Source organism: Achromobacter sp. GQ309 (genome assembly GCF_059759315.1).
Genome location: NZ_JCAXDP010000003.1, coordinates 541,750 through 563,384, shown reverse-complemented (window position 1 = coordinate 563,384; position 21,635 = coordinate 541,750). Strand labels below are relative to the sequence as shown.

At 67.5% G+C, this 21,635-nt stretch carries 18 protein-coding genes; 12 read left to right on the top strand and 6 right to left on the bottom strand.

Translation table 11 applies throughout. The features are described from left to right. The first annotated feature begins 236 nt into the window (after positions 1–236). The 11 genes from wecB (at position 237) to AC6CIE_RS11885 (ending at position 15,471) form a co-directional block, all read left to right on the top strand. The gene (wecB, locus tag AC6CIE_RS11935; RefSeq protein ID WP_218345154.1) at positions 237–1,394 is read left to right on the top strand and encodes a non-hydrolyzing UDP-N-acetylglucosamine 2-epimerase; all 1,158 of its coding nucleotides are present in this window, start codon (positions 237–239) and stop codon (positions 1,392–1,394) included. 35 nt (positions 1,395–1,429) lie between these two features. Continuing rightward, complete coding sequence (locus AC6CIE_RS11930) at positions 1,430–3,643, top strand: cellulose biosynthesis cyclic di-GMP-binding regulatory protein BcsB (protein ID WP_498092285.1); 2,214 nt, start codon at positions 1,430–1,432, stop codon at positions 3,641–3,643. A 12-nt stretch (positions 3,644–3,655) separates the two neighbouring features. Next, positions 3,656–5,350 carry a glycosyl transferase family protein gene (locus AC6CIE_RS11925; RefSeq protein ID WP_175122847.1) on the top strand — a complete coding sequence of 565 codons (1,695 nt, stop codon included), beginning with the start codon at positions 3,656–3,658 and terminating at the stop codon, positions 5,348–5,350. After that, on the top strand, positions 5,347–8,091 hold the full coding sequence (locus tag AC6CIE_RS11920) for an NfrA family protein (protein ID WP_498092284.1): 2,745 nt from the start codon (positions 5,347–5,349) through the stop codon (positions 8,089–8,091). The genes AC6CIE_RS11925 and AC6CIE_RS11920 overlap by 4 nt, the downstream gene beginning before the upstream one ends. Before the next feature lie 34 nt (positions 8,092–8,125). Next, complete coding sequence (locus AC6CIE_RS11915) at positions 8,126–9,142, top strand: alginate O-acetyltransferase AlgX-related protein (protein WP_498092283.1); 1,017 nt, start codon at positions 8,126–8,128, stop codon at positions 9,140–9,142. An 88-nt stretch (positions 9,143–9,230) separates the two neighbouring features. After that, positions 9,231–10,286: an alginate O-acetyltransferase AlgX-related protein gene (locus AC6CIE_RS11910; protein ID WP_498092407.1), complete on the top strand. Its 1,056-nt coding sequence runs from the start codon at positions 9,231–9,233 to the stop codon at positions 10,284–10,286. A gap of 9 nt (positions 10,287–10,295) precedes the next feature. Beyond that, positions 10,296–11,876, top strand: a complete 1,581-nt coding sequence (locus tag AC6CIE_RS11905; RefSeq protein ID WP_498092282.1) for an MBOAT family O-acyltransferase — start codon at positions 10,296–10,298, stop codon at positions 11,874–11,876. Between the two features lie 24 nt (positions 11,877–11,900). Continuing rightward, positions 11,901–12,140 (top strand): acyl carrier protein, encoded by a 240-nt coding sequence (locus AC6CIE_RS11900; protein ID WP_175122851.1) that lies wholly within the window; start codon positions 11,901–11,903, stop codon positions 12,138–12,140. A gap of 25 nt (positions 12,141–12,165) precedes the next feature. Then, entirely contained in the window at positions 12,166–13,659 is a 1,494-nt protein-coding gene (locus AC6CIE_RS11895; RefSeq protein WP_498092281.1) for an AMP-binding protein, read from the top strand. Continuing rightward, entirely contained in the window at positions 13,656–14,330 is a 675-nt protein-coding gene (locus AC6CIE_RS11890; protein ID WP_175122853.1) for an alginate O-acetyltransferase AlgF, read from the top strand. The genes AC6CIE_RS11895 and AC6CIE_RS11890 overlap by 4 nt, the downstream gene beginning before the upstream one ends. Before the next feature lie 10 nt (positions 14,331–14,340). Next, positions 14,341–15,471, top strand: coding sequence for an acyl-CoA dehydrogenase family protein (locus AC6CIE_RS11885; protein ID WP_498092280.1), 1,131 nt, complete (start codon positions 14,341–14,343; stop codon positions 15,469–15,471). Positions 15,472–15,535: 64 nt separating this feature from the next. Here the strand turns inward: AC6CIE_RS11885 and AC6CIE_RS11880 are convergent, their stop codons facing one another. The 5 genes from AC6CIE_RS11880 to AC6CIE_RS11860 all read right to left on the bottom strand — a co-directional run bounded on the left by AC6CIE_RS11880 (position 15,536) and on the right by AC6CIE_RS11860 (position 19,902). Beyond that, complete coding sequence (locus AC6CIE_RS11880; RefSeq protein WP_343737414.1) at positions 15,536–16,408, bottom strand: DUF4434 domain-containing protein; 873 nt, start codon at positions 16,406–16,408, stop codon at positions 15,536–15,538. Positions 16,409–16,540: 132 nt separating this feature from the next. Next, on the bottom strand, positions 16,541–16,954 hold the full coding sequence (locus tag AC6CIE_RS11875; protein WP_498092279.1) for a YidB family protein: 414 nt from the start codon (positions 16,952–16,954) through the stop codon (positions 16,541–16,543). 141 nt (positions 16,955–17,095) lie between these two features. After that, positions 17,096–18,349: a lytic murein transglycosylase gene (locus AC6CIE_RS11870; RefSeq protein WP_498092278.1), complete on the bottom strand. Its 1,254-nt coding sequence runs from the start codon at positions 18,347–18,349 to the stop codon at positions 17,096–17,098. After that, a complete protein-coding gene (locus AC6CIE_RS11865; RefSeq protein WP_218345164.1) occupies positions 18,346–19,062 on the bottom strand; it encodes an MOSC domain-containing protein in 717 nt (238 codons plus the stop codon). The genes AC6CIE_RS11870 and AC6CIE_RS11865 overlap by 4 nt, the downstream gene beginning before the upstream one ends. Positions 19,063–19,077: 15 nt before the next feature. Then, positions 19,078–19,902 carry a ferritin-like domain-containing protein gene (locus tag AC6CIE_RS11860; protein ID WP_218345165.1) on the bottom strand — a complete coding sequence of 275 codons (825 nt, stop codon included), beginning with the start codon at positions 19,900–19,902 and terminating at the stop codon, positions 19,078–19,080. A gap of 96 nt (positions 19,903–19,998) precedes the next feature. Between AC6CIE_RS11860 and AC6CIE_RS11855 the strand changes: the two genes are divergently transcribed. After that, positions 19,999–21,132 carry a GNAT family N-acetyltransferase gene (locus tag AC6CIE_RS11855; protein WP_175122859.1) on the top strand — a complete coding sequence of 378 codons (1,134 nt, stop codon included), beginning with the start codon at positions 19,999–20,001 and terminating at the stop codon, positions 21,130–21,132. A 27-nt stretch (positions 21,133–21,159) separates the two neighbouring features. Here AC6CIE_RS11855 and AC6CIE_RS11850 read toward each other — a convergent pair whose 3' ends face one another. Continuing rightward, positions 21,160–21,630: a cyanophycin metabolism-associated DUF1854 family protein gene (locus tag AC6CIE_RS11850; RefSeq protein WP_175122860.1), complete on the bottom strand. Its 471-nt coding sequence runs from the start codon at positions 21,628–21,630 to the stop codon at positions 21,160–21,162. Between the last annotated feature and the right edge of the window lie 5 nt (positions 21,631–21,635).

Genomic DNA, 21,635 nt, shown 5'->3' with positions numbered 1-21,635 from the left:
TTCATAACGGAAATTTATTGTTTCGTGCTTTATCTTGGCAGTTGTAACGGCCACAGGTGAATTGACCCCAAATTCCGGATGAAACCTGCGTCTCCCCTGTGATGCGATCGCGCGAAGCGAGGCTTTACGACGCACCGGATGCCAGGAAAGCTCGACATATTCCGACACATATTACGAATGCTTTCAAGACAAAATAGCCGCAAGAAAATGCCACTGGCGCTGGGGGCCACACCGCCATGAAAGTCCTGTCGATTTTCGGCACGCGTCCCGAAGCCATCAAGATGGCTCCGCTGGTTACCGCGTTGCAAAACGAGCCGCAGATCCAGAGCGTGGTCTGCGTAACCGGGCAGCATCGGGAAATGCTGGATCAAGTGCTGGCGCTCTTCGAATTGAAGGCGCAGCACGACCTGGACATCATGGTGCCCAACCAGACGTTGAATGGCCTGTACGCCCGGTTGATCAGCCGCGTGGATGGCGTGCTGGAAGCGGAGAAACCGGACTGTGTGCTGGTGCATGGCGACACGAGCACCGCGTCGGCGTGTGCGCTGGCCTCGTTCCATCGCCGCGTGCGCATCGGTCACGTCGAGGCCGGGCTGCGCACCGGTAACCTGGCGATGCCGTTTCCCGAGGAAATGAACCGCCGCGTCGTCGACGCGATCGGCGACCTGCTGTTCGCGCCCACCGCGGAGTCGCGCGGCAATCTGTTGCGCGAAAACCTGGCGGGCAGCATTACGGTGACGGGCAACACGGTGATCGACGCCCTGGCGATGACCTGCGCCAAGCTGACCGCCGGCAGCGCGCTGAGCCGCATGCTGCAGACCCGCTACGCATGGCTGGACCCGAACCGACGGCTGCTGCTGGTGACGGGTCACCGGCGTGAGAGCTTTGGCGAGGGTTTTCGCAACATCTGCGCGGCGCTGGCCGATCTGGCGCGGCGCGCGGACCTGCAGATCGTGTACCCCGTCCACCTGAACCCCCAGGTGCGTGGCGTGGTGATGGCAGAGCTGTCCGGGCTGGCCAACGTGCATTTGATCGACCCGCTGGATTACCTGGATTTCGTGTGGTTCATGCAGCGCGCGCATCTGATCCTGACCGACTCGGGCGGGGTCCAGGAAGAGGCGCCCTATCTGGGCAAGCCGGTGCTGGTGATGCGCGACGTCACCGAGCGGCCCGAAGCGGTGCGGGCCGGCACGGTGGCGCTGGTGGGCACCGATACGCGCCGCATCGTCACCGAAGTGCACCGCCTGCTTGATGACCCCGCGCTGCACAGCGCCTTCTCGCGGCGGATCAATCCGTACGGCGACGGCAAGGCCAGCCAGCGCATTGTCGATGCGCTCTGCGGCCGCGCCGTTTCGGAATTCGCTCCCCACGCTGCCGCCCACTCCTCCCTCTGACTTCTGCCGCGATGCCTATCTTGCCTGGAGCTTTCATGCCCTCCTCCTTACAAGCCACCGATGTCCGTACGTTGTGCCGCGCCCTGCTCGCGGCGGGGCTGCTGGCGCCGCTGGCCGCGCTGGCCAGTCCGGCCGGCGACGCGCTGCGCCGGCTGCAGAGCGACGACATGGTGACGCGCAGCACCACGCTGGAAGACCTGGGCATCACCGAGCCCGTCGTTCTGTCCAACAGCGATGCACGGCAGGAGTTCTATCTGCCGGTGCCGCACGGTGTGCCGGTCACGGACGCGCGGCTGGATTTCGACGCGCGCTACACCAAGGGTGAGCCGGGGCGGACCAGCATGGTGCTGTGGCTGGACGGCGTGCCGCAAACGGCGCAGCGCGTCGCCGATGGCGAAGGCTCGGCCAGCCGGACGCTCGCCGTCGAACGCCGCACGCGAGAGTCGGGTTTCTTGCGCTTGGGCGTGGACTGGCAGTCCGACATCGCGCTGCGCCACTGCGAAAGCAACCGCGCCACGGGCAATGCCCTGACGATCTCGCCGCAGACGCGGCTGAGCTACCGCTATGACGCGTCGGCAATCAACAGCCTGGACGACGCCTGGGGCTCGCTGCCGGGCAAGCCCGTGTTGATGGTCGCCAGCCGCAAGCTGGACCAGCAGGCCTTCGACAGCGCCTGGCGCCTGGGCGTGGCAATGGAGCGCAGCGGCAAGCGCGTGGCGGTCCGGGCCTTCCCGGCGGTGGGCGAAGCGGTCGACACGCGCGGTCTGCAGGCCCCGGCCGGACTGGGACAGGTGCCGGCGTTTGCCGCGCTGACCGGCAAGGAAACGCACAAGCTCGCCAACCCCGCCGAGATCGGCGCCCTGCTGGTGATGGGCGCGCCGGCCGTCGCCGGAGACGTGGTGATTGCCAATGCCGCGCTCAGCACGAAGTACAACGAAGCGCTGGACGCGTTGCAGGCGCAGCTTGCGTCCGATCCCGATGCGGCGGACGCGTTCAAGGCATGGCGCCAGCAGCGCATGCCGCTGGCGGGCGCCGGCCTGGCGTCCAAGGAGATCCGCCTGGTGTCGCTGGGCCGCCAGGCGGTGATCGCCGTCGCGGCCGACGCGGGCGCGCAAGGCGCCGGCGTTTTCGACACGTCCTGGCGCCGCATCCTGGCAAGCCTCCAGGTGCAGGTGCAGACCGCCCTCCCCCCGCAGTCCATGCAGGATGGCGGCGTGCGCCTGTCGACGCTGGGCGGCTCGTCGGCGAGCTTTGACGTGGTGGCGCGCGCGGACTGGAACGCGTCGTTTCCGCTGGCCGCCGTAACCACCGACGGCCGCGTGCCGGATGAACTGATCATGGACGTGGCGGCCGCGCCCGGGGCCTCGTCCACGCGCCCGGTGGCGTCCATCTTCTGGAACGGCATCCTGTTGGGCGCCAAGCAGCTGGAGGCCGACGGCCGGCCCGAGCGGCTGACGGCGCGGGTGCCCGGCTATGCGCTGGGCGTGACGAACGCGGTGCGCGTGACCTTCCAGCGCCAGCCCGTGTCGGTGGACTGCAACGAGATTCCGCAGGGCTATCCCGTGAACGTGCTGCCGACCAGCTACGTGAAGCCCGGCAAGGCGCAGCCCGACGGCACGTTCGTGGGACTCTTGCCGCTGATGGCGGGGTCACCGCAGGTGCTGATTCCGGACAGCTATCTGGCCGACGCGCCCGACAACATCAAGCGCGTCATCGGCATCGCCGCGGCCAGCGGCGTGTCGGCCACGCGTGCCGAGTTGTCGGTGTCGCCCGCCGGCCAGGCCGTCAAACCGGCCCGCGCGTTCCTGGCGATGGAGTTGCCGGTCGACGGCGCCAAGCCCGCCGTTCAGGTCAATGAACGCAAGCAGCTCAAGGTGGCCGGCAAGGACACGACGTTGCTGGACATCTCGGGGCTGACGCAACTGAGCACCGCGGAAGTCGTCAGCGCGGGCGGCCAGGAGGGCGTGCTGTGGCACACGCTGGGCGAGCAGCCCGGCATGACCGATGCGCCGTTTGTGCTGAATCGCGGCAACATCGCGATCATCGGCGCGGCGGGGCCCGTCGCGTGGATCGACAGCGCCAACCCCGACGCGAGCCACCCGCCGGGCGCGGGGGAAAGCGCCTTCTTCGAATGGCGGCGCTACATCTCGTGGAGCGTGCCGGCCATCAGCATCAGCCTGCTGGTGCTGCTGCTTTTCCTGATCTTCGCCATGCGCGTCGCCCGCAGGAAACGCAAGGATCCCCATTAAGGCCACGGCGTCATGTCCTCGCTCTACTGGCCCTACCTGATCGCGGATTACTACCGCGGACTGGAGGTTGTGACCGCCGTCGTCGGCGTGATCATCCTCCTGTCCAGCCTGGATGACCTGTTCATCGACGGCTGGTACTGGGTGCGCGAGCTGTGGCGGTCGCTGACCATCAAGCGCCGCTACACGCCGCTGACCGCCGCGCAGCTTCGCGCCAAGGAAGAGCAGCCGCTTGCGATCATGGTGCCGGCCTGGCTGGAGTACGACGTGATCGCGTCCATGCTCGAGACGATGGTGTCGACGCTGGAATACAAGAACTACATGATCTTTGCCGGCACCTACCAGAACGACGAGCGCACGATCAACGAAGTGGAACGGATGCGGCGGCGCTACCGGCAGCTGGTCCGTGTGGAGGTGCCGCATGATGGTCCGACCTGCAAGGCCGATTGCCTGAACTGGATCGTGCAGGCGATCTTCGCGCAGGACGCCAAGCAGCCCGTGCCCTTTGCCGGCGTGATCCTGCATGACAGCGAAGACGTGCTGCATCCGCTGGAGCTGAAGTACTACAACTACCTGCTGCCGCGCATCGACTTCATCCAGCTGCCGGTGACGTCGCTGGAACGCCATTGGTACGAGCTGGTGGCCGGCACCTACATGGACGAGTTTGCCGAATGGCACACCAAGGACCTGGTGGTGCGCGAGAGCCTGTCGAAGATGGTGCCGTCGGCGGGCGTGGGTACGTGCTTTTCGCGCCGCGCGCTGGTGGAGCTGGCGGCCGAGACGAACAATCAGCCGTTCAACACCGACACGCTGACCGAGGACTACGACATCGGCGCGCGTCTGGCCCAGCGCGGCATGCGCCAGATCTTCGGCAAGTTCCCGGTCGAGTACGTGACGCGGCGCCAATCGTGGTTCGGCCTGGGCAAGGAACAGGTCGCACATCTGCGCATGCCGCTGGGCGTGCGAGAGTACTTTCCCAACACCTTCCGCACCGCGTACCGGCAAAAGGCGCGCTGGACGCTGGGCATCGGGCTACAGGGCTGGCAGCAGGTGGGTTGGACGGGGTCACTCGCGACCAAGTATCTGCTCTTTCGCGATCGCAAGGGACTGGTGACGTCCTTCATCGCCATCCTGGCCTATGTGCTGCTGGCCAATTTCTTCGTCTTCTATCTGGCCGACCTGTTTGGCTGGTGGACGGTGTACTACCCGTCGTACTTCCGGCCCGGCGGCTGGCTGGTGACGCTGATGTGGGCCAATGCCGTCGCCCTGCTGCTGCGCGTGGTGCAGCGCGCTTACTTCGTCGGCCGCATGTATGGCTGGGAGCACGCGCTGCTGTCGATTCCGCGGATGATCGTCGGCAATTTCATCAACGCCATGGCGGCGGCCCGGGCGTGGCGTCTGTTCATCGGCCATCTGATCACGGGCAAGCGGCTGGCGTGGGACAAGACCATGCACGACTTCCCGTCCACGGATCAGTTGGCGCAGCAGCGCCAGCGCCTGGGCGAGCTGCTGCTGTCGTGGCAGGCCATCGACCAGACCACGCTGGAGCAGGCCCTGGAAATCCAGGCGCGCGAGAAAAAGCCGCTGGGCCAGATCCTGACGGAACAGGGCTGGCTGGACGAAGGCACGCTGACCGAAGCCATCCAATTCCAACAGGCCGGACAAGGCGAGCCCCCGGCCGCGCCCGCCACCAAACCTTCACCCCCATGATGTCCTTCCCTCGCTCGCTCGTTCTGTCCGCGGCCCTCGCCTGCGCCTGGGCCGCAGCGCCTGTTGGGGCGCAACCGCAGCCTGGGGCCGAAGCGCCGCTGGAAGGCGCGGCCTGGCAGTTTGCCGACGAGGGCTACAAGAACTACGACGCCGGCAACTATGCGCTGGCGCAGCAGCAGGCGGAATCGGCCATCGTGCTGCGCCCGGACGTGGAGCGCCTGCGCCTCTTGCTGATCTACGCGCTGCAAAAGCAGGGCAAGCTTGCCGAAGCCGACAAGGCCGCAGCCGACGCCATCGCCAGCGGGCTGGACTCGCCGGCCCTGCGCCAAGCGCGCGCCAACCTGCGCCCTGCCGCCGCCACCCGGCCTGGCACCCAGCCCGCGGCCTCGCCTGCCACGCCCCGGGCCAGCAGTGCCTACCAGCGCGGCTTTCCCATCGCCACCCGCGCCTATGCCGACTACAACCGCGCGGACTATCCCGCAGCCGAGCGCGGCGCCGAACGCGCGTTCCGGATTGATCCCAAACAGGGCGCATGGGCCATGCTGTGGCTCGATGCGCTGGAAGCGCAGGGCAAGTACGCCGAGGCCGAAGCGGCCGCGGCCAAGGCCGTGTCGCTGGGCGCGCCAAACGGCAACGACCTGGCCGCGCGGCAGCAGACGCTCAAGCGCCGGATGGCAGTCAAGCCGGCCGAGGAAGGCTATCAGGCGCTGATCGCCAACCGCCCCGGCGACGCCGTGCCTCTGGCGCGGCAGGCCGTCGCGCTGGCGCCCGAAAGTCCCAGCCATCGCCTGCTGCTCATCACGGCCCTCATGCTGGACAACCAGCTCGCCGCCGCCGAGGAAGCCGCCACGGACGCCATGCGGCAGGACGACGAGAACACCGTTGCGCTACTGATGCGCGGCTACCTGCGCCAGCGCCAGGGCCGGACGCAGGAGGCAGATGCGGACTTCGATGCGGCGCTCAAACAGGACTGGCTGGACGACGAACAGCGCCGCAACGTGCGCCTGATCGCGGCCGACGCCGCCCTGGCCGCGGGCGAAAACGCGCGCGCGCTGGCGCTGGTCGAACCGCTGGGCGGCAAGGATGAGGCGGCCGCGCAGCGCATCAAGCGCGCGGGCGCGCGCCCGGCCATCCCCGCCACGCTGACGCTGGCGAACTATCCCGCGCCGGTGCAGGACTGCCGCGACACGCCCTACGGCACCTCGTGCGAACTGCTGCCGTCGGATGCCGCAGGCAGCGGCGGCCCAGCCTCGCTGGCCTATGCCGCCTACGCGCGCGAGGATTACCAGGAAGCCATCAGCCAGGCGCGCAAGGCGGCCGAGCAGGATCCCGCCAATAAGGAGTACCAGCGCCTGCTGACCACCACGCTGGCGGCCGGGAACGCCGCGCAACTGGCCGAGGCCAACACGCGCATGAGCGCCGCGCTGGCCGCGCAGCCCGACGCCCCCACGCTGCTGATGCAGCGCGGCTACCTGCACCAGCGCATGCGTCAGCCCAAGCTGGCGCTGCAGGACTTCCAGGCGGCGCGCGCCACCGGCAAGGCGCCGCCGACCGTGATCCTGGATGAAGGCTATGCGCTGGCCGGCGTCGGGGACAAGCGCGGCGCGGTGGATCGCCTGAAGGAGGCGATCGACGAGAACGACGCCGGCAAACTCGAGCTCACGCCGCAGCAGCGCTTTGACACGCGCAACGCCGTCGGCGGGCTGTCGCGCGAATGGGGCGGGTACTTTTCCGCGGGCTACCGCGGGGCACGGCCTGCATCCTCGGGATTGGGCGGCGCGGCCATCACCGTGCCAGGCGACGCCGTGTTCAGCACCGCCGAGATCTTCTGGCGGCCGTCGGACTTCCTGAATTCCTCGACGCGGACCTTTGAACTGTACGGACGCCTGTCGAACACGCTGTACGACAAGGGCGGCCGTACCGCGAGCCAGACGGTGTCCGACCCGTGCGGCGGAACCGTCGACATCGACAGCGCCACCAACCAGGGCATATCCGGCATCCCCACCACGATCGGCTCGCTGGGCATGCGCTTCACGCCGTCCACCGAAGTGGGCGTGACGTTCGGGCTGGAACGCCAGTTCAATCTGGGCAGCGCCACGCGCCGGGGCACGTTCAGTCCGGACCCGGCGGCCCTGCGCTGCGCCCTGAACCGCGACAACCAGACCGCGCATTACCAGACGGACGCCGGCAGCGGCGGCTGGCTCGCGTATGTGACCTACGGCCTGTACGAAGGCACGACGCTGCGCATCGATCGCCCCGACTGGTTCACGATGGAAGGCTATGTGCAGGCCGGCTATTCCTGGCAGGACATGCCGGCCAAGTTCTGGCTGCGCGACAACGCGACGGGCGTCGACGGCGAGAAGTCGTCGGGCCGGCTGAAACGCGACCAGGCGTTCGGCGCCGGCGAACTACGCGTGGGCCGCAGCTATCGCGTGGACGCCATCAGCGAACGGCTGGTGTTCTTTCCCTATGCGGTCATCGGCGCGGACTGGCTGTGGAACAAGAACCGTGTCACCGGCTTTGACATCGATGGATCGGATTCCTACCGGCTGCTGGGCGACACCACGTCGTGGTCGATGGGCGCCGGCCCCGGCTTCAACCTGCGCTACTGGTTCCGCGAAGGCCACTACACCGCACCCATGTCCTACCTGGATCTGACGACGCAATACCGCTTCAACATCGGCGGCGGGCAGGCCGATCGGGCCAAGGGCCTGTTCATCAACCTGACCCTGTCGTACTGACGGCACGCCGATCCGCAATACAAGGAGTTCACCCATGCACACCGCAACCCGTCTTCCGAAACGCACCCTGCCGAGCCTTTCCGGCCCGCTGGCCCGCGCGCTGGCATCGGCCGCCCTGATGGCGGCGTGCGCCACTGCGGCGCAGGCGCAGCAGGCCTCGTCCATCGTGATTCAGGGTAAGGACAACTGGCTCTTTCCTGGCTGGGGCAGCCTGACGCAGGTGGATGTGCGCGGCATCGACGCGTCCACGCAGTTGGTGCGCGAGACGCGTGACGCGCTGGCGGCCAAGGGCATCCAGCTTGAGGTGCTGGTGCTGCCGGACAAGACGCTTTTCTATCAGGACAAGCTGCCGGACGGCAAAGCGCTCAGCGCCGACGTTAAGAAGCGTTATCAGACCATCCAGGACAAGCTAAAGCAGGCCGGCGTCGCGACCATCGACGACGAGGCCGTGCTGCAGCGGGTCAAGAGCAGCGGCCAGGAGGTCTTCTATCGCACCGACCAGCACTGGACGCAGGCTGCCGCGGATGCCACCGCCGATGCGCTGGCGCAGCGCATCAAGCAGGACGTGAAGACGCTGGCCGGCAAGCCCGGCACCGGCATGGCGCTGGGCAGCGTGGTCAACGAGCGCCGCTATGGCGACCTGGCCGAGCTTTTCCTCACGCCGGACCAGCGCAAGCAGGCGGGCCGCGAGACCTTCACGGTGCGGCGCCAATCCGATAGCCAGAGCCTCGTGGACGACACGCCGGCGCCCGTGCACGTCACCGGCCACAGCATGGTGCAGCCCTACTTCGGGTTTCCGCAGAAGCTGTCCAACGCGCTGGACCGTCCGGTTTCCGTCAACTGGAAGCCCGGCAACGTGGGTCACTGGGTGATGCTGCTGGAGTATCTGGAATCGCCCGCCTTCAAGCAGAACAAGCCGCAGGTGCTGGTCTGGCAGATGTTCGAACCCACCTACGCGCAGGGACCGGAGGCCCGCGGCCTGTGGGACAACGCGTCCATCATGAGCGCCGACACCTGGCGTTCGCGCATGAAAGCGGCTATCGGGAAGTAGGCACGTGAGTACGCCGGACAAGTCGCACGCCGCCGGAGGCCGGGGCACCGGAAGTCCCGGCGGCGACCGCCCGGACGCCAACCATCGGCTGACCGCCTGGGTGGTCGCCGTGCTGCTGGCCGTCGGCCTGGGCTGGGGCGGGTGGCGGTTGGCGCAGGCGCGCGTCGGCGCCGTCGCGATGTCACCGTCAGCGTGGCTGGATGGCTCGGCGGGCGCCGCGTTGAACAAGGCGCTGGCGTTGCCGCGCCAGGCCGACGTCGACACCTGGAATGCCGCGCTGCGCTATCGATTGTTCGGCGACCTGGGCGAGCAGGTCGCGATGGGCTGCCCTGGCTGGCTGTTCTACCGCGACGGATTGCGGCCGCCGCCCGGCGTGCACGTCTTCGACGAACGCCTGCGCCTGATGCGGCATTGGGTGCGCGAACTGCGCGCCAAGCAGGTGCAGGTGCTGGTGGTCGCGGTGCCGGACAAGTCGCGCATCGAGTCCGCCCAGCTTTGCGGCCTGCCCGTGTCGCAACCGATGCGCCAGACGCTGGACACCTGGCAGGCGGCGCTGCGCGCGGACGGCGTGCCCTTCGTCGACCTGCGCGACGCGCTGATGGCGGCCCCCGCGCCCCGCTTTTTCCGTACGGACGTGCACATGAATGCGCAAGGTGCGCAGGCGGCAGCCGCGCGCGTGGCCGAAGCGGCGTTGCCGCTTTTGAACGGCAAGGGGACGCAGGCGTTCAAGACGGAACCGGCCTCTGCGCCCCAGCCGCGCATGGGCGACCTGATCGTGCTGGCAGGCCTGGAGCAGGCGCCGGCCGGATGGCGGCCGGATCTGGAGCAGGTGTCGGAGGCAAAGATCGAACCCGTGCGCAGCGGCGGCCTCCTGGACGAGCCGCCCCCGGTAGAGGTGCTGCTGGCGGGCACCTCCAACGGCCGCCGCAGCCAGTTCGGGGAGCGCCTGGGCATGGGCCTGGGCCGAGAGGTCTGGAACATGAGCGTGGACGGCGGACAGTTCTCCGGCGCGCTGACGATGGCGCTGGGACAGCGCGCGCAATGGCCCGCCAGCCTGAAGCTCGTGATCTGGGAGTTCTCGGAAAACGCCCTGTCGCTGCCGCTGACTGCGGACGAACAAGCCCTGCTGGCGCGCATCCCGTAGCGAACCAAGATGCTATTCAACTCCTACCTGTTCCTGTTCATCTTCCTGCCCGTGACGCTGGCGGTGTACTACGCGCTGGGACCGCTGAACGTGCGGCTGGCAGCGCTGTGGCTGTGCCTGACCTCGCTGGTGTTCTATGGCTGGTGGAATCCGCAGTTCGTCGTGCTGCTGGCCGGCTCCATCGCCTTCAACTACCTGGTCAGCCAGTTGATCCTGCACAACGCCGCACGCCCACGTCTGCAGGGCCTGATCGTGGGACTGGGTGTGGGCGCCGATCTGGCGCTGCTGTTTCACTACAAGTATTTCGTGACGCTGCTGAACTTCCTGAATGACTTGGGCATGACGGCGGCAACCGTGGACGACATCATCCTGCCGCTGGGCATTTCGTTCTTCACGTTCACACAGATCGGTTATCTGCTGGACTGCAAGGCGGGCGTCGTGAAAGAGCGCAGCCTGCTGAGCTACGTGCTGTTCGTGACGTTCTTTCCGCACCTGATCGCCGGCCCGATCCTGCATCACAAGGAAATGATGCCGCAGTTCGCGCAGCCGGAGAATTACCGCTTCAAGGCCGAGAACCTGTCGGTGGGCGCGATCCTGTTCGTGATCGGCCTGGCCAAGAAGGTGCTGCTGGCCGATGGCATCGCGCCGTACGCCGACGCGGGGTTCGCAGCGCCGGGCGAGCTGCAGTTCTTTGGATCGTGGGGCGCCAGCCTTTGCTATGCGCTCCAGCTTTACTTTGATTTCTCGGGCTATTCGGACATGGCGCTGGGCCTGGCGAAGATGTTCGGCATCCGCTTTCCGCTGAATTTCAACTCGCCCTACAAGGCGGGCAACATCATCGAATTCTGGGCGCGCTGGCACATGACGCTGACGCGCTACATCACCGCGTATCTGTATTACCCGGTGGCGGTGGCGGTGAACAAGTGGCGCACGAACCGCAACCTGCCGGTGGGCTCGGCCGGGCTGAAGACGCTGGGCGGCTTTGCCGGCAGCATTGCGCTGCCCACGCTGTTCACGATGACGCTGGCGGGCGTGTGGCACGGCGCCGGCTTTCAGTTCGTGGTGTTCGGGCTGTTGCACGCCATGTATTTGTCGGTGAACCATGCCTGGCGCATCTTCGTCGTGGGCCGCAAGCCCGCCGCTGCGCGCAACACGCATGCCGCCACGCGTGCGCTGTGCGTGCTGATCACGTTTGTCGCGGTGCTGGTGGCGCAGGCGTTCTTCCGCGCCCACGGCGTGGGCGACGCGATGCTGCTGGTGCAGGGCATGACCGGCGCGCGCGGCATCGAGCCGCTGGACATGTCCGCGCATGTCGCCGGTCTGGCCTTGGGCGACGCCTGGCGCGTCATCGCCGGCCACCACATGCAGCTCATCTATGCCGTCGTGCTGCTGGGCATCGCATGGTTCGCGCCCAATTCGCACCAGATACTGGGCCGCTGGTCGCCCGCCCTGTTCAAGCCGAGCGAGTCCCCGCAGACGTTCATGCGCTGGCGTCCCAACGTCGCGTGGCTGGCGGTCATGCTCGTGCTGCTGGCTTTCTGCCTGGTGAACCTGCACAAGGAAGCCCGGTTTCTCTATTTCCAATTCTGATCCCACGGGGTCGCGGAGCAAGACATGGACATCAACGCTATCGAAGCCAAAGTGGCGCAACTCGTCGAAGACATCATCCTCACGCAGGTGGATCCCGACACGCTGCTGATCGAATCGGGGCTGGTCGACTCGCTGGCCGCTGTCGACGTGGCGCTGGCGGTCGAGCGCGAATTCGGCTGCAAGATCCCGCCCACCGAGATCGACGTGCATCTGGAATCGGTGCATACGCTGGCCGCCTTCATCGCGGAACGGCGCGGCGCCTGACGCGCACCCACGGGAGGGCAGGACCATGCGCTTCGACTTCACCACATTCGATTTCGCGGACACGCAGACTGACGCCGACGCGATCGCGGTCGTGGACGCGCGCGGGGCCACGTCGTGGCGCGCGCTGCGTGCCGCCACCGAGGCCTGGGTACAGGAAGCGCGGGACGCGGGCGCGCGACCCGATACGCCGCTGGTGATTTCCGGCCACAAGGAGACGGCGTTTCTGGTGGCGATAATGGGCTGCCTGCGGTTGGGCGTGCCCTTCGTGCCGGTGGATGTCATCAACCCGCCCGAGCGTATCGCACGCATCGGCGAACTGGTGCGCGCGGACCTGCGCTACGACGCGCAGGCCGCGCAATTCGTTTCCACGGGCGGTGAGGCCGTGCCGCTGGAAGAGAAAAGTCTGGCCTACATCATGTTCACGTCGGGCAGCACCGGCGATCCGAAAGGCGTGCAGATCGGCCGCGAAAGCATCGGCCTCTTTGCCGGATGGATCCGCGACTGCCTCGCGCTGGGCGCGGCGCCGGTCTTCATGGACCAGATGCTGTTCAGCTTTGACTTTTCGCTGTTCAACTGGGTGGGCGCGCTGACGCTGGGCGGCACCTGCGTGCTGTGCCCGCGCGAGACCATCGCGCAGCGCGACGCCTTTGTGCAGTATCTGGCCGGCAGCCGCATCAGCGTCTGGGCCTCCACGCCCTCGTTCGTGCGGCAGCAATTGTTCAACCCAGAGTTCAACCACGCCCACCTGCCCGATCTGCGCGTCTTCGTATTCGGCGCCGAATCGCTGACGCCCGCACTGGCCGAGGAACTGTGGCAGCGCTTTCCGCAGGTGCGAATCGTCAACTCCTACGGACCAACCGAAGCGACATGCTCGACCACCTGGGTTGAGATCGACCCGGCGTTGCGCGCGGCGGCGCCCAATCCATTTCCCATTGGCCGCGCCAAGCCCTATGCCGAGGTCTTCATCGAAAACGGGGAGATCAGCATCGCGGGCGACCACGTCATGCGCGGCTACCTGAACCGCCCCGACCTGAACGCCACGCGCATGTTCACGCGCCACGGCAAGCGCGGGTATCGCAGCGGCGACCTGGGCGAGATCGACGCGCAGGGGCTCGTCACCTTCCGCGGCCGCATCGACGATCAGATCAAGCTGCATGGTTATCGCATCGAACTGGCGGAGATCGACGCGGCCATCGCCGCCCTGCCTGGCGTGCGTGCCGGCGCCACGGTGGCGCTGCGGCGGCCCGATGGCGCTATCGTCAGGCTGATCGGCTTTGTCGAACCCGCCGCAAATGGCCAGCGTACGCGCTCCCCTGCCGCCGGCCTGCAACCGCTGCCCGCTGATCTGACAGACTGGAAGGTCACGCTGGGCCGGCGTTTGCCGCCGTACATGATTCCGTCAGAACTGGTGGCCTGCCCGCACTTTCCCACGACCAGCACGGACAAGGCGGACCGCAAGCAGCTCGAACGCCTGTATCTTGAAACGCGCCTCAGCAAGAAACCGGAGCCGCAAACATGACTCGCACAACCTTTCGTCTCGCCCTCGCCCTGACGCTGGCGGCCTGCTCCGCCAGCGCCGCCGCCGAAGGCGTGCTGGCGCAACTGTATGCCGCCCGCCCGCCAGCGGGTTCCTCGTTCGTGCGGGTGGTCAATCCGCACGTGAACCCGCTGCAGGCGCAGGTCGCCCAAGGGCCGGTCCAGGAGATCGGACCGGACCGGCAGGCCACCACCTACGCCATCGTGAAGGGCAATCAGCCCTTCGACGTGCGCATCGACGGCAAGCTTGCCGGCACGCTGCAGGTGGCGCCCGATACGTTCAGCACGCTGGTGCCGCGGCGTGACGGCGGCAGGCTGTCGTTCAGCGTCATCGACGACAACGCTGGCGCGCAGGACGCGCTGAAGGCCGAGCTGCGCTTCTACAACCTGGCGACGGATTGCCCCGCCGGGCAGTTGTCCGTCAGTCCGTCGGGCCCGGTCCTGTTCAAGGACGTCGAACCCGGCGCGTCCGCCGCGCGCGCGATCAATCCGGTCAGCGCGACGCTGGCCGCCGGCTGCGGCACGGCCGCGTCGCAGGCGCTGCCGCTGCCGGCCTTGCAGCCGGGCGACCACTACAGCCTGTTCCTGACCGGGACGCCCGAGGCCCCCGTGCTGCGTGGCCAGACCAGCGGCACGGACGCGTACAAGAAATAGGGAGGCCATCATGCGCCGCGTTTTCCGGGACGACCACGAACTCTTCCGCGACCAGGTCAAGCGCTTTATCGAGAGCGAGATCGCGCCCCGCTATGCCGAATGGGAAGACGCAGGCGTGACCCCGCGCGCGCTGTGGCGGCGGGCCGGCGACGAGGGGATGCTCAATTGCGCGCTGCCGGATCCGTATGGCGCGGGCGGCGACTTCAGGCATTCGGCCGTGGTGATCGAGGAGCTGGCCCGCGCCAATTTCCTGGGCATCGGCTTTTCGATCCACTCCGACATGGTCGCGCCGTATCTGCTGAACGTCGGCACCGACGCGCAGAAACAGCGCTGGCTGCCCGCCATGGCGCGCGGCGAGACCATCGGCGCCATCGCGCTGACCGAGCCGGACGCAGGCAGTGACCTGAAGGCCGTGCGCACGCGCGCGCGGCGCGATGGCGAACACTTCGTGCTCAATGGTCAGAAGACCTTCATCACCAACGGCGTGAACGCGGGCCTGGCCATCGTACTGGCCAGCACCGATCCCGATCTGGGTGCGCGCGGGCTGTCGCTGTTCTGCGTCGAGGAAAACCTGCCGGGTTACACGAAGGGCTCGCCCCTGCACAAGATCGGCCAGCACAGCCAGGACACCTGCGAACTGTTTTTCAACGACGTGCGCCTGCCTGCCGACTGCCTGTTGGGTCCGCTGAACAATGCGTTCGAGATCATGACGCGCGAGCTGGCGCGCGAACGCCTGGCGATCGCGCTGCGCGCAGCGGCGTCGCAGGAAGGCATGCTGGATCAGGCGGCGCAGTACACGCGCGATCGCAAAGTGTTCGGGCGCCGCGTGATCGACTACCAAAACACGCGCTTCAAGCTGGCGAATGCGCGCGCGCAGAGCACCATGCTGCGCGTCTTCCTGGACGATTGCCTGGCGCGCATGATGGAAGGCGAGCTGGATGCGACCACGGCAGCCATCGCCAAGCTCAATGCGACCGAGATGCAGGGCCGCATTCTGGACGATCTGCTGCAGCTTTATGGCGGCTACGGCTACATGGCGGAATATGGCATCGGCCGCGCGTGGGCCGACGCGCGCGCGTTGCGCATCTTCGGTGGCACCAACGAGGTCATGCTGGAGATCATCGGGCGCAGCTTCAACTGAAGCGGCGCGCCTGACGCCGCGCATTCCAGAGGCGCACTGCAGGGCCGCGCAGCCAAAGCGAACTTCAGAGCCGGGCGTCCATCCACGCCTGCATCAGCGCGCGCGCCTCCGGCGTGTCGTCGATGACCCACGGGTCCAGCGCAAAGGCCACGATGCGCTTGGCGCCGTAGCCGCGCGCCACCTCCCACTGCTCACGCACCCGCTCAAAATCGGCGGACCGCGCCTTGAAGGTCGAGCCATCGGTGGCGCCCGACGGCAGTTCCTCGAACAGTTCCAGGATCAGGTCGAAAGACGCGTGGCGCGCCAGCAGCATGTCGTGCAGCGGTTCCAGCGCCCGCAGGTTCTCCAACCCGGCCACGCCGACGCCGTCCTGGATCATGGGGTGTATGCCCACGTGGTCCAGAACATGGCTCCACAACTTCGCCAATGACCCGTCGCCCGGCAGGCGGCTGTGATACGTCGAGATGCACGGCACGCTGCTGCTGGTCTCTTGCGCCGCGCGCGACAACGCGTCCAGCCATGGCACCAGCAGCGCCTGCCGTTCGGCGGACGCCCAGTTGTACTGTTCCAGTTCGTATGGCAGATACCATCCGCGGAACGCGCGGCGCTGATTCCAGCCGGACTCCCGCATGTACGCGGCGCCGCGTTCGCGCGTCTGGTCCAGAAAGGCGGCCAGCGCGGGCGTGTCGGCGCGGGCCAGCACGTCCCACCAGCGCTGGTCGTACGGCAGGCCCACGTGGATGCCAATGCCCTGGTGCGCGGCTTCGTCGAACAGGGTCGCAAGAAGCGCCCCGGGGGCCATCCAGTCGTCCGGCCGCCCGCCTTCCAGTCCGGTCCATTGCAGGAAGATCTCGCGGCAGCCCAGCCGCCGGAAGCTGCGCAGCCGCTGGCGCCAGTCTTCGGGCGTCAGGTCCGCGTGGCTGCGCCAGAGCTGCAGGAAGGTGGCGTTCAGGGAAAGCGGCGGCGAACATGCCGCCAGCGGCGCCAGGGCGCTTAACGCCAGCGCCTGAAAGAGGCGCCGGCGCAGGGGGGATTTGAGCTGCGGGGGTATCAGGGGACTGCCCAGCCTTTATCCGCGGTTGCTGAACATGCCGGACAGCGAGCCCAGCAGATCGGCGGGGTTGAATGGCTGGCCGGGCTGCACCGCGCCTTCCGGCGTGGCCTTGTCGACCAGTTGCGGCAGCAGGGCCGACAGCGAATCCAGCACGGAAGTGGTGTCCTGCCCCGTCTTGGCCGCCAGTTCGTTCACGACGCCGGGATCCAGCACGGAACCGAGCTGGTCAGGGCTGACGGGCAGATTCTGCCCCGTGCCCACCCAGGACGCCACCACTTCGCCCAGCCCGCCCTTCTGAAAGCTGGCGATCAGACCGGTCAGGCCGCCCGGATATTTGTTCAGTTGCTCGATCAGCGCGGGCAGCAGCGAGGCCGAACCGCCTTGCTGACCACCGCCGGCCATCGAGGCCAAAGTGTCCAATAGACTCATTGCCGCGCTCCTGAAAAAGTCGGGAAATCAGTATAGGCCGATGAAAAGCGCGGTGCGCGGCAATGCTGTTGCCGCCCGCGACGACTTTGCAAAAGTTGTAAATCGCGCGGGCGGCTCATGCTTTTGGATAGGGCTTTCGGTTCATCCCTTCGGCGTGGCTGTCGACGTCCTGAGCGCCTTAAGTGCCTTCTGGCCGGCGCGTCCGTCTGGCGGCAGGCCGAGTTCGCGTTGGGCGGCCTGCAAGGCCTGGCGCGTGCGAGCGCCGATCATGCCGTCGGGCTCGCCCAGTTCATAGCCCCGCGCGATCAGCAGGCGCTGCAGTTCGCGCCTTTCGGCGCGCGACAGCCCGGGATCGTCCGTGGGCCAGGCCTGGATCAGCGGGCCGCCACCGCGCAGGCGGTCGGACAGATGCGCAATGGCCAGCGCATAGCTTTCGGCGGCGTTGTAGGAATACAGGGCATCGAAATTGCGCGTCACCAGAAACGCCGGGCCGTTGCGGCCCGCCGGCAGCAGCAGACCGGCCGGCGTATCGCCGCCTGGCAGCGCCTGTCCATCGGCGCGCGTCACGCCCTGTTTCACCCACGACGACATGGGCCGCTTGTTCTTGCGGCCCGCGGCGGACGTGTCCAGTTTCGCGGGCAGCCTGACCTCGTAGCCCCAGGCCAGCGCCGGATTCCAGCCCGCGCGCTTCAGGAAATTCGCCGTGGATGCCAGCGCGTCCGGCACGCTGTCGACCAGATCGCGCCTGCCGTCGCCGTCAAAGTCCACCGCCAGCCGCAGATAGGTCGACGGCATGAACTGCGTCTGGCCAAACGCGCCAGCCCACGAGCCAACCAGGCGTTCGGGCGCGATGTGTTCGTCCTGGATGATCTTCAGTGTGGAGAAGAATTCGCCCCGAAAATACGCCTGGCGCCGGCCATAGCACGACAGCGTCGACAAGGACGTCAGCAGCGGCCGTCCGCCCAGCGTGCGGCCGAAGTTGCTTTCCACGCCCCACACCGCGGCAATCGTGGCCGGGTCCACGCCATAACGCTGCGCCGCCCGGTCCAGTTCCGCCGGCCACCGCGCCATGCCGGCCTTTCCATCTGCCACGCGCTCGTCGTCCACCAGGCCCGCCATGTAGTCCCAGATGGGCGTCTTGAACTCCGGCTGCGCGTCCAGCAGGTCGATCACCGCCATGTCAGGTGAGAGGTTTGCGGTGTGCGTGTCGAACGTCGCCGCCGACACGCCGGCCTTCAAGGCGGGCGCGCGCAACTGCGACAGGCAGGCGGCAAAGTCGCCGGCGGCCAGCGCCGGCGGCACCGGCACAATCAGCGCGGCGGTCGTGATCGCGGCGGCGGTCAACGCGCGATTTACAGCAGTGTTCGACCGCGAGCGGCGCAACAGGGATTTCATGCTTGGGATTCCTCGGGAGGGGCGATGGCGGCATCGCCTTGCAGGCGCCGCGTCCAGTCTTCGACTTCGCCGGCGCGCGCGCGCTTTTCAAAGAGCGCGCGCCAGTTCGGCGACAGCTCGGGCAGCGCGGCCAGCGCGTGCAGCACGTCCGGGTCCAGCACGCGGCGGTTCAGGATGTCCTGCACCCGCGCCAGCGACCACTGCGGATGCAGGCGCTTTTGCAGCGTCAGCGAGTCGCCGGGCGCCAGCCAGCCGGTTTGCAGCACGCGGTAATACCAGCCCGTCATGCCGCTGGCCTGTACCTGCGCGGCCATGCCCTTGTGCTGGAACCGGTGATCCAGCTTCCAGCACGGCTGGCGCGCCTGCGATACCTGGATCAACGCGGTGCCCGCGCGATAGACGTCGCCCACGCACACGTCGCTTTCGGTCAGGCCGGTGGTGGAAAGGTTTTCGCCGAACGCGCCGGGCGCGCGCAGCACCGTGCGTTCGCCCAGCGTCTGCAGCCAGGCGGGATAGTGGTCGCGCGCGTAGTGGTGCAGCGCCTTCTCCGGCCCGCCGTGAAAGCGCCGGTCTGCCTGCGCGTCGCCGTCCAGTCCTTCCAGACCGAGCCAGCGCCGCTCGGCGACCGGGTGCTTGTCGATGCCGCTGTCGCGCCCCGAATCGCCCAGCGGCCGCACGGCGCCCGTCAGCAGCGCGTCGATTGTGATGTCCATTTTCCCGTCGTCCCTTCAGCCGGCCTGCAGCGCGGCAAGCTCGTCGTCGTCGAATCCGGCGGCGCGCCGCGCCTCCAGGTTGAAAGGGCCGCGCAGGCGCGGCGCCTGATAGCGCGCCGCCAGTTCGGCATAGCAGGCCACCGGCTCTTTGCCCGCCTGCGCGCACTGCTGCTTGTACCAATGGTTGCCGATGGCGACGTGGCCGATCTCGTCGCGCAGGATGATGTCGACGATGGCGGCGCTTTGCGCGTCGCCCGCGCCCGCCAGCTTGTTGCGGATCATCGGCGACGCATCCAGGCCGCGCGCTTCCAGCGTGCGCGGCACGAGGGCCAGGCGCGCCAGCAGATCGTCCTGCGTGCGCTCGGCCATATCCCACAATCCGTTGTGCGCGGGGAAGTCGCCGTAGGCATAGCCCAGGGTGTCCAGGCGCTGACGCAGCAGGTCGAAATGCAGCGCTTCTTCGCGCGCCACGCGCAGCCAGTCGCGGTAGAACGCCTCGGGCATGCCGGCAAACCGCCACATGATGTCCAGCGCAAGGTTCACGGCGTTGAATTCGATGTGGGCCAGCGCGTGCAGGAGCGCTGCCCTGCCTTCCGGCGTGGCCATGGACCGCTGCCTGACCTCGCCCGGCGCGACCAGTTCGGGCCTTGCCGGGCGGCCGGGCAGTCCCGCGACGGGCGCAAGAACGCGCTCGCAATCCAGCCGGGCGTCGTCGGCGATGGCGCGCACGCGCGCCAGCTTGTCGGGCCATGCCGTGGCGGCCAGCGCCGCCAGCGCCTGCTCGCGCATGCCGTGCGCATCGTCATCCTGCCCGCCGTGGGCAGTCTTGCTGCTGTCCATATTGCCGTCGTTCCCGGGCGCCGCGTGGACGCCCCAAATCCCTGTCGTCGCCATGGCTTGCACGCCATGCGCTGCCGAAGACTTTATCATTCGCGGATGGATCCCCTGCGCCTTACCTTGGAAACCGATCTGTCCCGCATCGACGCCCGGCAATGGGACGCGCTGGCCGGAGACCAACCCTTTCTGCGGCACGCCTTTCTGCTTGCCCTGCACGACACGGGCTGCGCGTCGCGACAGACGGGTTGGGCGCCGCATTTCATGGCGCTGTGGCGCGACGACGTGCTGGCAGGCGCGGTGCCGCTTTACCTGAAGTCGCATTCGCGCGGCGAGTACGTGTTCGATTACGCGTGGGCCGACGCCTTCCAGCGGCACGGCATGCGCTACTACCCCAAGCTGTTGTCGGCCATTCCGTTCACGCCGGTCACCGGCCCGCGGCTGCTGGCCGCCAACGACGAAGACCGCGCAACGCTGGTGCGCGGTCTGGTGGCGTTTGCCGAAGAGGTCAACGTGTCGTCGTTGCACCTGCTGTTTCCGGCCGACGCCGACGTGCGCGCGCTGCGCGAGGCGGGCTTCATGATCCGCGAGAGCGTGCAGTTCCACTGGACCAACGCGGGCTACGCCGACTTCGACACGTTCCTGGCCACCATGAGCCATGACAAGCGCAAGAAGATCCGCCAGGACCGCAAGAAGGTCGCCGCCGCGGGCCTCACCTTCCGCTGGCTGCGCGGCGCCGAGATCGGCGCGGAGGAACTGGAATTCTTCTACGGCTGCTATTGCCGCACTTACTTCGACCACGGCAACCCGCCCTATCTGAGCCGCGAGTTCTTCGAACAGGCATACCGCGACCAGCCCGATGCTTTCGTGTTGATCCTGGCCGAACGCGACGGCGTGCCGGTCGCGTCGGCGCTCAACCTGGCGGGCGGCGACGCGTTATATGGCCGGTATTGGGGCGCGACGGAATACGTACCGGGGCTGCACTTCGAGACCTGCTACATGCAGTCCATCGCCTATTGCATCGCGCATGGCATTGCGCGCTTCGAGGGCGGCGCGCAGGGCGAACACAAGATGGCGCGCGGCCTGCTGCCCACGCCGACGTGGTCAGCGCACTGGGTGGCGCATCCGGGGTTCGCCGAGGCGATCCAGAACTTCCTGGATGAGGAAACCGCCGCGGTGACGGACTATCTGGGGGAACTGGAATCGCACACGCCGTTCAAGGGGCGGGGTGTCTGACACCGGCGTTGTACGACCGCCTTGCCGTCAGAGAAAGCGGTCCAGCAGCTTGCGGCTGTGCTTATCCAGCGACTGGATGTCGCGCACCAGATAGAAGATGCCGTGGTTGTCGGCAATAAGCAGCGTCTGGGCGGACAGGCGGCGGATGTCTTCTTCGCCGCGTAGCGTGAATGACGTTGGACCGCGGTCGGTATCCACCTTCCAGACGCTGGGCGTGGCGTAGGTGGACACGCTGGACAGCTTGCGGATTTCGGGCATGAACTCGCGGCTGGCGAGTTCTTCTTCGATCAGCGCACGCGGCTCGGCGGGGACGTCGGACAGATGTTCGATCCACAGCAGCTCGTGCCCGTCGCTGGTCACCAGCGACAGGCCGCGGCCGGCCTCGCTGATCGGGAAGGCGCGCACCGGGATGACACCTTCATGCGATTCGCCGTCGGCCGACTGGAACTCCAGGCGTCCGAAGGCATTGCGGCGCAATTGAAAGAACGGCAAGGTCATGGCGA

Bases quoted from the DNA above. Each gene is read 5' to 3' on its own strand.
- wecB (WP_218345154.1), top strand. From the start codon at position 237: ATGAAAGTCCTGTCGATTTTCGGCACGCGTCCCGAAGCCATCAAGATG.
- AC6CIE_RS11930 (WP_498092285.1), top strand. From the start codon at position 1,430: ATGCCCTCCTCCTTACAAGCCACCGATGTCCGTACGTTGTGCCGCGCC.
- AC6CIE_RS11925 (WP_175122847.1), top strand. From the start codon at position 3,656: ATGTCCTCGCTCTACTGGCCCTACCTGATCGCGGATTACTACCGCGGA.
- AC6CIE_RS11920 (WP_498092284.1), top strand. From the start codon at position 5,347: ATGATGTCCTTCCCTCGCTCGCTCGTTCTGTCCGCGGCCCTCGCCTGC.
- AC6CIE_RS11915 (WP_498092283.1), top strand. From the start codon at position 8,126: ATGCACACCGCAACCCGTCTTCCGAAACGCACCCTGCCGAGCCTTTCC.
- AC6CIE_RS11905 (WP_498092282.1), top strand. From the start codon at position 10,296: ATGCTATTCAACTCCTACCTGTTCCTGTTCATCTTCCTGCCCGTGACG.
- AC6CIE_RS11900 (WP_175122851.1), top strand. From the start codon at position 11,901: ATGGACATCAACGCTATCGAAGCCAAAGTGGCGCAACTCGTCGAAGAC.
- AC6CIE_RS11895 (WP_498092281.1), top strand. From the start codon at position 12,166: ATGCGCTTCGACTTCACCACATTCGATTTCGCGGACACGCAGACTGAC.
- AC6CIE_RS11890 (WP_175122853.1), top strand. From the start codon at position 13,656: ATGACTCGCACAACCTTTCGTCTCGCCCTCGCCCTGACGCTGGCGGCC.
- AC6CIE_RS11885 (WP_498092280.1), top strand. From the start codon at position 14,341: ATGCGCCGCGTTTTCCGGGACGACCACGAACTCTTCCGCGACCAGGTC.
- AC6CIE_RS11875 (WP_498092279.1), bottom strand. From the start codon at position 16,954: ATGAGTCTATTGGACACTTTGGCCTCGATGGCCGGCGGTGGTCAGCAA.
- AC6CIE_RS11870 (WP_498092278.1), bottom strand. From the start codon at position 18,349: ATGAAATCCCTGTTGCGCCGCTCGCGGTCGAACACTGCTGTAAATCGC.
- AC6CIE_RS11865 (WP_218345164.1), bottom strand. From the start codon at position 19,062: ATGGACATCACAATCGACGCGCTGCTGACGGGCGCCGTGCGGCCGCTG.
- AC6CIE_RS11860 (WP_218345165.1), bottom strand. From the start codon at position 19,902: ATGGACAGCAGCAAGACTGCCCACGGCGGGCAGGATGACGATGCGCAC.
- AC6CIE_RS11855 (WP_175122859.1), top strand. From the start codon at position 19,999: ATGGATCCCCTGCGCCTTACCTTGGAAACCGATCTGTCCCGCATCGAC.
- AC6CIE_RS11850 (WP_175122860.1), bottom strand. From the start codon at position 21,630: ATGACCTTGCCGTTCTTTCAATTGCGCCGCAATGCCTTCGGACGCCTG.